Annotated in this window: 11 protein-coding genes; 2 read left to right on the forward strand and 9 right to left on the reverse strand. The window is 67.3% G+C overall.

Annotated features, from left to right (window positions below; all coding sequences use genetic code 11):
• Positions 1-9 precede the first annotated feature (9 nt).
• From C7T96_RS02140 to dusB, 5 genes are all read right to left on the reverse strand, one after another.
• On the reverse strand, positions 10-1,371 hold the full coding sequence (locus tag C7T96_RS02140; RefSeq protein ID WP_106569507.1) for a sigma-54 dependent transcriptional regulator: 1,362 nt from the start codon (positions 1,369-1,371) through the stop codon (positions 10-12).
• Complete coding sequence (locus C7T96_RS02145; protein ID WP_106569508.1) at positions 1,361-3,640, reverse strand: PAS domain-containing sensor histidine kinase; 2,280 nt, start codon at positions 3,638-3,640, stop codon at positions 1,361-1,363. The genes C7T96_RS02140 and C7T96_RS02145 overlap by 11 nt, the downstream gene beginning before the upstream one ends.
• Positions 3,641-3,757: 117 nt before the next feature.
• Entirely contained in the window at positions 3,758-5,227 is a 1,470-nt protein-coding gene (gene ntrC, locus C7T96_RS02150) for a nitrogen regulation protein NR(I) (protein ID WP_106569509.1), read from the reverse strand.
• Complete coding sequence (locus C7T96_RS02155) at positions 5,224-6,357, reverse strand: nitrogen regulation protein NR(II) (protein WP_106569510.1); 1,134 nt, start codon at positions 6,355-6,357, stop codon at positions 5,224-5,226. The genes ntrC and C7T96_RS02155 overlap by 4 nt, the downstream gene beginning before the upstream one ends.
• Positions 6,354-7,379 carry a tRNA dihydrouridine synthase DusB gene (gene dusB, locus C7T96_RS02160; protein WP_106569511.1) on the reverse strand — a complete coding sequence of 342 codons (1,026 nt, stop codon included), beginning with the start codon at positions 7,377-7,379 and terminating at the stop codon, positions 6,354-6,356. The genes C7T96_RS02155 and dusB overlap by 4 nt, the downstream gene beginning before the upstream one ends.
• A gap of 251 nt (positions 7,380-7,630) precedes the next feature.
• Between dusB and C7T96_RS02165 the strand changes: the two genes are divergently transcribed.
• Both C7T96_RS02165 and C7T96_RS02170 read left to right on the forward strand, forming a co-directional pair.
• A complete protein-coding gene (locus C7T96_RS02165; RefSeq protein WP_106569512.1) occupies positions 7,631-8,842 on the forward strand; it encodes a bifunctional 2-C-methyl-D-erythritol 4-phosphate cytidylyltransferase/2-C-methyl-D-erythritol 2,4-cyclodiphosphate synthase in 1,212 nt (403 codons plus the stop codon).
• Positions 8,839-9,327, forward strand: coding sequence for a CinA family protein (locus C7T96_RS02170; RefSeq protein WP_106569513.1), 489 nt, complete (start codon positions 8,839-8,841; stop codon positions 9,325-9,327). The genes C7T96_RS02165 and C7T96_RS02170 overlap by 4 nt, the downstream gene beginning before the upstream one ends.
• Here the strand turns inward: C7T96_RS02170 and C7T96_RS02175 are convergent.
• The 4 genes from C7T96_RS02175 to lpdA all read right to left on the reverse strand — a co-directional run bounded on the left by C7T96_RS02175 (position 9,302) and on the right by lpdA (position 12,618).
• A complete protein-coding gene (locus tag C7T96_RS02175; protein ID WP_106569514.1) occupies positions 9,302-9,778 on the reverse strand; it encodes a type II toxin-antitoxin system RatA family toxin in 477 nt (158 codons plus the stop codon). The genes C7T96_RS02170 and C7T96_RS02175 overlap by 26 nt on opposite strands.
• Positions 9,779-9,784: 6 nt before the next feature.
• Complete coding sequence (gene lipA / locus C7T96_RS02180) at positions 9,785-10,756, reverse strand: lipoyl synthase (protein ID WP_106569515.1); 972 nt, start codon at positions 10,754-10,756, stop codon at positions 9,785-9,787.
• Positions 10,757-10,795: 39 nt separating this feature from the next.
• A complete protein-coding gene (locus C7T96_RS02185; protein ID WP_106569516.1) occupies positions 10,796-11,080 on the reverse strand; it encodes a GlsB/YeaQ/YmgE family stress response membrane protein in 285 nt (94 codons plus the stop codon).
• 92 nt (positions 11,081-11,172) lie between these two features.
• Positions 11,173-12,618, reverse strand: coding sequence for a dihydrolipoyl dehydrogenase (lpdA, locus tag C7T96_RS02190; protein WP_106569517.1), 1,446 nt, complete (start codon positions 12,616-12,618; stop codon positions 11,173-11,175).
• Positions 12,619-12,696: the final 78 nt, after the last annotated feature.

The following is a 12,696-nucleotide window of genomic DNA, read 5'->3' on the forward strand; positions in this document are numbered from 1 at the left end:
CAGCCGGCCTCAAACGCCGAGCGATTTCAGCTTCCGATGCAGTGCGGACCGTTCCATACCAATGAACTCGGCCGTGCGCGAGATGTTGCCGCCAAAACGGTTGATTTGGGCGATCAGATATTCCTTTTCGAAATGCTCGCGCGCCTCGCGCAGCGGCAGTGCCAGAATGTGCTGGTCGGACTGATTTGGCGCCCGTGGCATAACGTCCCCGATCTCGGCCGGCAGAAGCTCTGCGGTGATCGGCATGTCGGCCTCGTCGCCGCGCGCCAGGATCATCAGCCGCTCGACATTGTTGCGCAACTGGCGAACATTGCCGGGCCAGTTGTGCGCCTGCAGCACCGCAAGCACGTCGTCGCCGATCCGCCGCGGCTTGATCCCCGACTGGCGCACCATCTGCTTCATGAAATGGTCGACCAGATAGGGAATGTCCTCGCGCCGCTCCGACAGCGCCGGCACGATCACCGGCACCACCGCCAGACGGTGGTAGAGATCCTCGCGGAACCGCCCCTCGGCGATCATAGCTTCCAGGTTCTGCGCGGTCGAGGAAATGATGCGCACATCGACCTTGACGCGCTTGGCGCCGCCGACGCGCTCGAATTTCTGTTCCACCAGCACGCGCAGGATCTTGTTCTGGGTCTCGCGCGGCATGTCGGCGATCTCGTCGATGTAGAGCGTGCCGCGATGCGCCTCCTCGAGCGCGCCGACCTTGCGCTCGGCGCCGTTCGGTTCGGTGCCGAACAGCTCGATCTCCATGCGCTCCGGCGTGATCGTGGCGGCGTTGAGCGAGATGAACGGCCCCTCCTTGCGCGCCGACAGCGCGTGGATGGCGCGCGCCACCGCCTCCTTGCCCGAACCCGACGGCCCGATCACCATCACCCGGCTGTTGGTGGGCGCGATCCGGTCGATGGCGTGGCGCAGCTGGTTCATCGCCGCCGACATGCCGATCAGGTCGAACGTGTCGGAGGTGCGCTTCTTCAGCTCGCTCACCTCGCGCTTCAGCTTCAGCGTTTCCAGCGCCCGCTCGCAGATCAGGATCAGCCGGTCCGCCTTGAACGGCTTTTCGATGAAATCGTAGGCGCCGCGCTTGATCGCCGACACCGCGGTCTCGATCGTGCCGTGGCCGGAAATCATCACCACCGGCACGTGCGGGTGGATGGTCTTGATCTCGTCGAGCAGCGCCAGGCCGTCGAGCCGCGAGCCCTGCAACCAGATGTCGAGAAAGATCAGCGAGGGCACGCGCTCGGCGATCGCGGCCAGCGCGCTGTCGCTGTCGTGGGCGGTGCGCGCGTCGTGGCCCTCGTCTTCCAGAATGCCGGCGACGAGTTCGCGGATGTCTTCTTCGTCGTCGACGACCAAAATATCAGACGTCATGGTCGACCTTCTTTTGCGTCGTGTTCGCGTCGCCCTTGGCGGCGCCTTCCTCCAGCGCGGGCAGGACGATGCGGACCAGCGCCCCCTTGCCGCCGTGGAAATCTTTCGGTGCGTCGTGCAGTTCCAGCCGCCCGCCGTGGTCCTCGACGATCTTGCGCACGATCGCCAGGCCGAGACCGGTGCCCTTGGCGCGCGTCGTCATATAGGGCTCCAGCAGGCGCTGGCGGTTCTCGCGCGGCAGGCCCTTGCCGTTGTCGACCACGTCGACCGTGATCCAGTCGCCGGCCTTGCTCGCCGTGACGCGGATTTCGCCCCCGCCGTCGCTTCCGCCCGCATCGGCGTCGGATTCGATCGCCTCGGCCGCGTTCTTGACGATATTGCCGAAGGCCTGGCTCATCAGGCGCATGTCGAAACGCCCGGTCAGGGCCCGCTTGCCGAAATCGTGCTCGAACTTGATCTCGGAATGGCCGACCTCGACCAGGAAAGTCGCCTCGCGCAGCGCCTCGCGCAGATCGGTGACCTCCATCAGCGGTTTGGGCATGCGCGCAAAGGCGGAGAACTCGTCGACCATGCGGCCGATATCGCCGACCTGGCGGATGATGGTGTCGGTGCACTGGTCGAAGACCTCGCGGTCGTCGGTGATCACCTTGCCGTAGCGCCGGCGGATGCGTTCGGCCGAAAGCTGGATCGGCGTCAGCGGGTTCTTGATCTCGTGCGCGATCCGCCGGGCGACGTCGGCCCAGGCGGAGGCACGCTGCGCCTGCATCAGGTCGGTGATGTCGTCGATGGTGACGACATAGGCGGGAAGCTCGGAATTCTTGTCGCCTTCCTCGATCGTCACCTGGACGTTGAAGGTGCGCTCGGCGCCGGTGCGGAAAAACGTCACCTGTTCGCGATAGACAGGGCGCCCGGAACTGCGCGCCATCTCGAACGCGCGGCCGATATGCGGCAGCACCGTCGACAGTTTCTGGCCGAGCGCCTTTTGCGCCTTCAGGGCAAGCATGGTTTCGGCCGAGCGGTTGACGATGGTGATGATGCCGTCGGGGTCGACGCCGATCACGCCGGCGGTCACGCTGGCCAGCACCGCTTCGGAAAAGCGGCGGCGCTCGTCGATCTGGTCCTTGGCGGAAATCAGTTCGTTGCGCTGCGATTTGAGCTGCTGCAGCATCTTGTTGAACGTATCGCCGAGCGAGGCGACGTCGCCGTCGGAGGCGCGCACGGGCACAGCCACGTCGAGATTGCCGGTCGCCACCTCGTCGGCCGCGCCGATCAGCTGGCGGATCGGACGCACGAGCCGGTCGGCGACCGCGATGCCGGTCCAGATCGCCGACAGCACGATGATCAGCGTCAGCCCCAGATAGACCAGCGCGAACGCCACCTGCACGGTGGTGCGGCTGACCTCCAGCTCGCGGTAGTCGCTGGAATTGGCGCGCACGATCTGGCGCGCGCGGATCACCTGCGGATCGATCAGGCGGATCGTGTAGAGATAACTGCCCTCGATGTCGCGCAGCTTGATGATCGAGCCGACGATGTTGCGCGTGCGCGGTTCGATCAGCACCGGATCGCCGCCGGAGGCGTCGCGCACTGCGCCGGCCGGCGGCTCGGGCATGGGAAACTCGGCGCGTGTGTCGGCCTGCAGGATGACGCTGCCGTCGTCGCGGATCAGGGCGGCGTGCGCCAGTCCGCGCCCGACCGCCTGCTGGGTCATCAGCCGCAGGAAACCGGTGCGGTCGAGGCCGTAGAGCGTGCGGTTCTGGTCGAGCGTGATCGCCATCGACAAGGCGGTGCCCTGCAGATTGCGGGCGTTTTCCTGGACATAGGCCTCCGCGATCGACAGCGAGGAATTGACGATCGCCTTGGTCTTGATCTCGAACCAGCGGTCGAGACCGATATCGAGCGTGATCGAGGCCACGATCGCCACCGCCAGCGCCGGCACCGCCGCGACCAGCGAAAACAGCGCCACGATGCGCACGTGCAGCCGCGAGGCCGCCTTGCCGCGCCGCCGGGCGGCGACGATGCGATGCACCTCGCGGCCGATCAGCAGCACCAGCGCCAGAATCAGCAGCACGTTGATGGCGATCAGCGTCAGCGTGACCTGTTTGGTCGGCGCGATCGGCCCCAGCCCGACGAGAATGGTGAAGGAGACGGCCGCGCAGATCAGCGCCGCCGCGACGGCGACGATGCCGGGCAAGGCCATCAGCCTGCGCCCTTCCGGCGCCGCCGGCTCCAGCATGGTGCCGGCCGGCATGATTTCGCTTTGAGTCGTCATTCCCTGCCACGCGGTTGCGTGGCAATGATGCAACGCATTGTGGCGATTCTGCAACAAAATCGGGGCGCGCGGAAATTTATTGCACCGCGCGCCGCCGGCCCGCCATCAGAGGCGCGATCAGGACGCGGCGCTGCCGCCGCGCGAGGTGCGGTAGACGTTGATGCCGAGTTCGCGGATCTTCTTGCGCAGCGTGTTGCGGTTGAGGCCAAGCAGTTCGGCGGCGCGGATCTGGTTGCCGCGCGTCGCCGTCATGGCGGCCAGAACCAGCGGATACTCGACCTCGGCAAGCACGCGCTGGTAGAGCCCGGCCGGCGGCAGATCTTCGCCGAAGGACGAAAAATAGCGCCGCAAATGGTCCTCGACGGCTTGGCCGATCGTGACGGTTTCGGTGGTCAGGTGCGGGCCGGCATCGCCTTGCGGGCTGCCTGACCCGTTCAGCTCGGCCTCGATGATCTCGGCGCCGATTTCTTCCTGCGGATAGAGCGCGGCCAGCCGCCGCACGAGGTTTTCCAGCTCGCGCACATTGCCCGGCCAGGCATAGGTCTTCAGCAGCTCCATCCCGGCCGGCAGGATGCGCTTGGCCTGCAGGCCTTCCTGTTCGGCGATGGCGAAGAAGTGGCGGATCAGGTCGGGAACGTCTTCGGCCCGTTCGCGCAGGCCCGGCAGCCGCAGCGGCACGACGTTGAGGCGGTAAAACAAATCCTCGCGAAACAGGCCCTGATGGATCAGCGTGCTCAGGTCCTTGTTGGTCGCGGCCACGATGCGCACGTCGGTGCGGATCGGCGTGCGCCCGCCGACGGTGGTGTATTCGCCCTGCTGCAGCACGCGCAGCAGCCGGGTCTGCGCCTCCATCGGCATGTCGCCGATCTCGTCGAGGAACAGCGTACCGCCCTCGGCCTGCTCGAAGCGGCCGGTGGAGCGGTGCTGGGCGCCGGTGAAGGCGCCCTTTTCGTGGCCGAACAGTTCCGATTCGATCAGGTCGCGCGGGATCGCGGCCATGTTGATGGCCACGAACGGGCCGTTGCGGCGGCGACCGTATTCGTGCAGCGCGCGCGCCACCAGCTCCTTGCCGGTGCCCGATTCGCCGGTGATCATCACCGTCAGATCGGTCTGCATCATCCGCGCCAGCATGCGGTAGATGTCCTGCATGGCGGCCGAGCGGCCGACCAGCGGCATCGTCTCGGGCTGGTCGTCGGCGCGCGGTTTTTGCGCCGCCTGTTTCGGCTCCGCCAGGGCGCGGTTTACGATCGCCAACAGCTCGGTCAGGTCGAACGGCTTCGGCAGATATTCGTAGGCGCCCTTCTCCGAGGCACGGATCGCGGTCATGAAGGTGTTTTGCGCGCTCATGACGATGACGGGAAGCTGCGGCCGCGCCTTCTTGATGCGCGGCAGCATGTCGAAGGCGTTTTCGTCCGGCATCACCACGTCGGTGATCACCAGGTCGCCCTCGCCCGCCGACACCCAGCGCCACAGCGTGGCCGCGTTCGAGGTGACGCGCACGGTGTGGCCGACCCGCGACAGCGCCTGGCTCAACACGGTGCGGATCGCCGCGTCGTCGTCGGCGACGAGAATGCTGCCTTGCGTCATGGCGTCTCTCCCGTGCGGTGTTCGTCGCCCCGCCGCGCCTCGCCCTTCCAGGCCGGCATCAGCACCCGGAAGGTGGTGCCGCGCGGCGAGGAATCGCATTCGATCACACCGCCGTGCTCGCCGACGATCTTGGCGACCAGGGCGAGCCCGAGGCCGGAGCCGTTCGGCTTGCTGGTGATGAAAGGGTCGAACAGGATCGGCAGAATATCGTCCGGCACGCCGGCGCCATTGTCGCGCACGCAAAACTCGAGCGGCAGAGACACCCGGTCGCGCGTGCCGGGCACGGCCAGCCGGATGCCCGGCCGGAAGGCGGTCGACAGCGTGATCTCGCCGTCCGGACGCGCCGCGATCGCCTCGGCCGCGTTCTTGACCAGGTTCAGGAACACCTGGACGAGCTGGTCGCGATTGCCGAATACCGGCGGCAGCGAGGGATCGTAATCCTCCACCAGGCGTATGTCGCGGGCGAAGCCGTTGCGGGCGATCGCCTTGACGTGGTCGAGCACGACATGGATGTTGACCGCGCCGCGCTCGATCGGCCGCTCGTCGGAAAACACCTCCATGCGGTCGACCAGCGCGACGATGCGGTCGGTCTCGTCGGTGATCAGCCGCGTCAGCGCGCGGTCCTCGTCGGACGCGGCGGTCTCCAGAAGCTGGGCGGCGCCGCGTATGCCCGAAAGCGGGTTCTTGATCTCGTGCGCCAGCATCGCCGCCAGGCCGGTCACCGAGCGCGCCGCCCCGCGATGGGTCATCTGGCGGTCGATCTTGTCGGCCATCGAGCGTTCCTGGAACATCACCACGACCGCGCCCGGCCTTTCGGGCACCGGCGCGACCAGGATGTCGACCAGCCTGTCTGTGCCGAGCCGCGGCGAGGAAATGTCGACGCGGTATTCGTTGACCGGCGACTGGCGCGCGCGCACCTCTTCGACCAGGGTCAGCAGCGGGCTGCCGAACGGCACGAAATGATCGAGCGTGTTGCGCGCCAGGATCACCGCGCTGGAGCGGAAAAACACCTCCGCGTCGGCATTGGCAAACACGATCCGGCCGTCGGCATCGAGCATGATGACGGGATGGCGGATCGTGTTGAGCACGATCTCGGCCAGGTCGGGCTGTGGCGTCGGCGCCGGTCTCATGCCGCGATCCGCGCGCCGCGATCGGCGCCGGCCTCGAACAGGTTCCCAAGCCGCGCCAGCACCGCGGCCGGATCGTCGGCGGTCATGATCGCCTGCCGGTCGGTGGCGCGCAGGGAGGGCGCGTGCCGGTCGAAATACCACCCGAGATGTTTGCGGGCGTGGCGCACGCCGCGGGCGCTGCCATAGAGCGACAGCATCGCCTCGTAATGCGCGCCGACATAGTCGACGAGCGCGGCCGGCGTCGCCGGAATGGCGGGAGCGGTGCCGCCCGCGGCCGCCGCCGCGATCGCGCCGGCCGTCCACGGCGCCCCGTAATGGGCGCGGCCGATCATGATCGCGTCGGCGCCCGATTGTTCGAGGATGCCGGCAGCGTCGGCGGCGCTCGCCACGTCGCCATTGGCCACCACCGGGATCGTCACCGCCTGCTTGACCTCACCGATCGCGCGCCAGTCGGCCTTGCCCTTGTAGAACTGGCAGCGCGTGCGCCCGTGTACGGTCACCATGCGCGCGCCGACAGCCTCGGCCCGGCGCGCTAGCTCGGGCGCGACGCGTTCGGTGTCGTCCCAGCCGAGCCGCATCTTGACGGTGACGGGAACCGGCACGGCCTCGACGGCCGCCGCGATCAGCGCCTCGGCATGATCGAGGTCGCGCATCAGCGCCGAGCCGCAATAACCGCCGGTCACCTTCTTGGCCGGGCAGCCCATATTGATATCGACGATCTCGGCCCCCTCGCCGGCCGCGATGCGCGCGCCCTCGGCGATCCAGCGCGCCTCGTGGCCGGCCAGTTGCACCACATGCGGCCCGTCGCCGGCCGGCGCGAGCCGACGCGCCGATTCAGACCGCCCGCGCGCCAGCTCGCCGCTGGCGATCATTTCCGACACCACCAGCCCGGCGCCGTGCGCGGCCGCCCGGGCGCGAAAGGCGCTGTCGCTGACCCCCGACAGCGGCGCCAGGAACACCCGGTTGCGGAGTTCCACCGCACCGATCGCCAGCGGTCGCGCCAGGGCCTCGAAACTCGACATGCACAATTTCCACGCAGTCAATCAATCTGCATATTCTTTAGACAAACACCCACCATGTTGCAATGCAAAACGCGCGCGGCGGACGTCGGGCCGTACAAATCGCTGGCCATTGTCCGACCCGCTCGCTAGAGCCGTTCGTCTCGGGATGCTAGCAGTGCGACGGTCGGGACCGCGACTGCCCGGAGGTCCGGCGCTTCCGGTTTCGGCAGACCGGGCTTTGCGCCTCGCGCGAACGAACAGGGATAAGGGTCATGCTCGATCCGCAGACCGACGGCGTCGCCGTCGTGATCGTGGCGGCCGGACGCGGCGAGCGCGCCGGACAATCGGCCGAGGGGCCGAAACAATATCGCCGTATCGGCGGCCGCGCGGTGCTGGACCGCACTATTGCCGCGTTTCGCGACCATCCGGCGGTCGGCCGCATCGTGGTGGCGATCCACCCCGACGACCGGATGCTGTTTCGCGACGCCGTCGCCGATCCCGGCCGCCAGGTCTCGCTCGTGCATGGCGGCGCCAGCCGTCAGGCCTCCACGCGCCTGGCGCTGGAAAACCTGGCCGAGGCCGCGCCCGCCCATGTCCTGATCCATGACGGCGTGCGCCCGTTCGTCGATGCCGCCCTGATCGACCGGGTCGTGGGCGGCTTGGCCGAGTGCGACGCCGTGCTGCCGGCGCTCGCCGTCGCCGACACGTTGAAGAAGGCCGACGGCGCCGGATTGGTGGTGGAGACCGTGCCGCGCGCGGGCCTGTTTTCGGCCCAGACGCCGCAGGGTTTTTCCTTCGCGCCGATCCTGGCCGCGCACCGGCGCGCCGACGCGGCGGGCCTCGCCGACTTCACCGACGACGCGGCGATCGCCGAATGGGCCAGGATCCCGGTGCGGATCGTGGCCGGCGCGCCCGACAACGTCAAACTCACTTTCGCACGGGAGATCGCGATGGCGGACGAACGCCTCGGCACGGCTCGAACCGGCTTTCCCGACGTCCGGACCGGCAATGGCTACGACGTGCACAGTTTCGGCCCGGGCGACCACGTCACGCTGTGCGGCGTGGCGATCCCGCACGACAGGGCGCTGTCGGGACATTCCGACGCCGATGTCGGCCTGCACGCGCTGACCGACGCCTTGCTTGCCACCTGTTCGGCCGGCGATATCGGCACGCATTTTCCGCCTTCCGACATGCAGTGGAAGGGTGCCGCCTCGCACATCTTCCTCGAACACGCCGCCCGGCTGGTGCGCGACAAGGGCGGCCGCATCGCCAATGTCGACGTCACCCTGATCTGCGAGGCGCCGAAGATCGGCCCGCATCGCGCGGCGATGGTGGCGGCGATGGCGGCGATGCTCGGTCTCGAGGCCGGCCGGGTGTCGGTCAAGGCCACCACCAACGAGCGGATCGGCTTCGTCGGCCGGCGCGAGGGCATCGCCGCCATCGCCACGGCCAGCGTGGTCTATCCGGGCGCGGTACCGGCATGAGCCCGCACAACGCGCTGGCCGAGGCGGTGCTGGCGGCCTGCAAGCGGCGGGGCCTGATGCTCGCCACGGCCGAATCGTGCACCGGCGGCATGATCGCGGCCGCCTTGACCGACATCGCCGGCTCCTCGGCGGTGGTCGATCGCGGTTTCGTCACCTATTCCAACGAGGCCAAGATGGAGATGCTCGGCGTGACCGGCGCGACCCTCGCCGCCCACGGCGCGGTCTCGGCCGAAACCGCGCGCGCAATGGCGGCCGGCGCGCTCGCCCGCTCGCGGGCCGGTCTCGCCCTATCGGTCACCGGCATCGCCGGTCCCGGCGGCGGCTCGGCGGAAAAACCGGTCGGGCTGGTCTGGTTCGGGGTCGCGGAAAAGGGTCGGGAGACGGAAACGCACCGGAAAATATTCGCCGGCCAGGATCGCGACGCGGTGCGCCAGAACACCGTCGGGACCGCGCTCGAACTCATCCTTGCGAGGCTGAGGCGCTGACCGGCTTGCCGTAGATCTGGTCGGCGCGCTGTTCGAAGGCGCCGGCGAACATGCGGAAGGCGCGGTCGAACATCGCCCCCATCATGGCGCCGAGAATCCGGCTCTTGAACTCGTAGTTGATGTAGAAATTGATGTTCGTGCCACCCGCGCCGTCCGGCTCGAAACGCCAGCGATTGTCGAGGAAGCGGAACGGCCCGTCGAGATATTTGACGTTGATGGCGTTGTCGGCCTCGCGCGCGATCACCTGGCTGGTGAAGGTCTCGCGGATCGCCTTGTAGCCCACCGTCATGTCGGCGACCGACACGGTGACGCCATGCGCCTGCTTGCGCGAGCGCACCGAAAGCGCCTCGCACATCGGCAGGAATTCCGGATAGCGCTCGATATCGGCGACCAGCGCGAACATCTGCTGCGGCGCGTGGGCGACGTTGCGGACGGTTTCGTATTTCGGCATGGCGACCTACTGGTGGGCGGTTTTCGCCAGTTGCGCCGCGCGCGCCGCCTGCAGCCGGGCGAAATCCTCGCCCGCATGGTGCGACGAGCGCGTCAGCGGGCTGGCCGAGACGAGCAGGAAGCCTTTCGTGTAGGCGACCGTCTCGTAGGATTTGAACTCCTCCGGGGTGACGAATTTTTTGACCGGATGGTGTTTGCGCGTCGGCTGCAGGTACTGGCCGATGGTCAAGAAGTCGACATCGGCGGTGCGCAGATCGTCCATCAGCTGCAGCACCTCGGCGCGCTCCTCGCCGAGGCCGACCATGATGCCCGACTTGGTGAACATGGTCGGGTCGAGCTCCTTGACGCGCTGCAACAGCCGGATCGAATGGAAATAGCGCGCGCCGGGCCTGACGGTGAGATAGTGCGACGGCACGGTCTCCAGATTGTGGTTGAAGACGTCGGGCTTGGCCTCGACCACGATCTCCAGCGCGCCGTCCTTGCGCAGGAAGTCGGGCGTCAGCACCTCGATGGTGGTTTCGGGCGATTCGGCGCGGATCGCGCGGATCACCTCGGCGAAATGGCGCGCGCCGCCATCGGCCAGGTCGTCGCGGTCCACCGAGGTGACGACGACATGGTTGAGCCCCATCTGCCGTACGGCGGAGGCGACGTTTTGCGGCTCGTCGGCGTCGAGCGCGTTGGGCAGGCCGGTGGTGACGTTGCAAAACGCGCAGGCGCGCGTGCAGATCTCGCCCATGATCAGGAAGGAGGCGTGTTTTTTGTCCCAGCACTCGCCGATATTGGGGCAGCCGGCCTCCTCGCACACCGTCACCAGCTTGTTGGTGCGCACGATGTCGCGGGTTTCCAGATAGCCGGGCGAGGTCGGCGCCCTGACCCGGATCCAGTCCGGCTTGCGCGCCACATCCTGGTCCGGGCGGTGCGCCTTTTCGGGATGGCGCGGGCGCGGCCGGTTGGCGAGGGTGTCGATGACGGTGACCATTGCTTGTCCTTGCGACTTATTGGGCGACGTTACCGGGCATTAGCGACGCGGGCGGGCTTGGGAGCGCCCGAAAATCCAAAGAATCAGGATCGCGCCGGCAATGGCGACGACCAGATTGCCGAGAAAGCCCTGATACTGGATGCCGAGCAAGCCCGCCAGCGTGCCGCCGACGAACGAGCCGGCGATCCCGACCAAGACGTTGGTGAACAGGCCGTGATCGCGGTTCATCGTCCGCTCGGCGACGTAGCCGGCGAGGAACCCGACCAGAAGCATGCCGAAGAAGCCGACGCCCGGCATGCCCATCAAACCTTGCATCTCCTGCATTCTTTCATCCCGTCAGTCGGCCTTCGCCCGTCCGGGCCTTTGCATCACACTGTGCATATAAGGCATTTGCGCGCCGATTGAACCGCCCGCGCCTAGGCATTCAGCGCCTTGCCGTAGGCGTCGAGCACGCTTTCCTTCATCATCTCCGACAGGGTCGGATGCGGGAAGATGGTGTGCATCAACTCGGCCTCGGTGGTCTCCAGGTTCATCGCCACCACGAAACCCTGGATGAGTTCGGTCACTTCCGCGCCGATCATGTGCGCGCCGAGCAGTTCGCCGGTCTTCTTGTCGAAGATGGTCTTGACCAGCCCCTGGTCCTCGCCGAGCGCGACCGCCTTGCCGTTGGCGACGAACGGAAACCGTCCGACCCGGATGTCGCGGCCGGCTTCCTTGGCCTTGGCCTCCGTCAGCCCGACCGAGGCGATTTGCGGGTGGCAATAGGTGCAGCCGGGAACCAGGTTCTTGTCGAGCGGGTGCACGCCCTTCTCGCCGGCGATCTTTTCCACGCAGATCACGCCCTCGTGCTCGGCCTTGTGGGCCAGCATCGGTGGGCCGGCGACATCGCCGATCGCGTAGACGCCCTCGACATTGGTGCGGCCGTAATCGTCGATGACGATGCAGCCGCGATCGGTCTTCACGCCGAGCTCCTCCAGCCCGAGATTTTCGATATTGCCGGTGACGCCGACGGCCGAGATCATCCGCTCGGCGGTGATCTTTTCCACCTTTCCGCCCTTGGTCTCGACATGGGCGGTGACGGCATCCTTGGCCTTGTCGACCTTGACCACCTTGGCCTCGAGCAGGAATTTCATGCCCTGCTTTTCGAAACGCTTCTTGGCCAGCTGCGAAATCTCGGCGTCTTCCACCGGCAGGATTGTCGGCATCAGCTCGACAACGGTCACCTCGACGCCGAGCGTGCGGTAGAAGGAGGCGAACTCGATGCCGATCGCGCCGGAGCCGACCACGATCAAAGATTTCGGCATCGCCTTGGGCACCATCGCCTCGAAATAGGTCCAGATCAGCTCGCCGTCCGGCTCCATGCCCGGCAGCGCGCGCGGGCGCGCGCCGGTGGCCACGATGATGTGCTTGGCGGTGTAGGTGCCCTCGCCCTTGGTGTTCTTGGGCGCGGGATGCTGCGGCTCCATCGGTTTTTTGGTCGGTTTCGACACGACGATCTCGCCGCGCCCCTTCAGCTTGGCCTCGCCCCAGATGACGTCGACCTTGTTTTTCTTCATCAGGAAGCCGACGCCGTTGTTCATCCGTCCGGCAACGCCGCGCGCGCGCTCGACCACCGCCTTCAGGTCTGCGGTCAGCTTGCCTTCCAGCTTCAGCCCGTAATCGGCGGCGTTCTCGCCCAGATGCATCACCTCGGCCGAGCGCAGCAGCGCCTTGGTGGGAATGCAGCCCCAGTTGGAGCAGATGCCGCCCAGGTGCTCGCGTTCCACCAGCGCGGTCTTGAAGCCAAGCTGCGCGGCGCGCACGGCCGTGACATAACCGCCCGGACCGCCGCCGATGATGATGACGTCATAGCTTTCCGACATTGCTGCTTCCACTCCTTTGCGGCGTTCCTATGCCGGCCGGGGCCCGTGCGGACCGCCCGGCCGGCGTACGGCGAAGGC

It is taken from the genome of Nitratireductor sp. StC3, from assembly GCF_003015025.1.
Taxonomy (GTDB): Bacteria; Pseudomonadota; Alphaproteobacteria; order Rhizobiales; family Rhizobiaceae; genus Mangrovimarina; species Mangrovimarina alexandrii.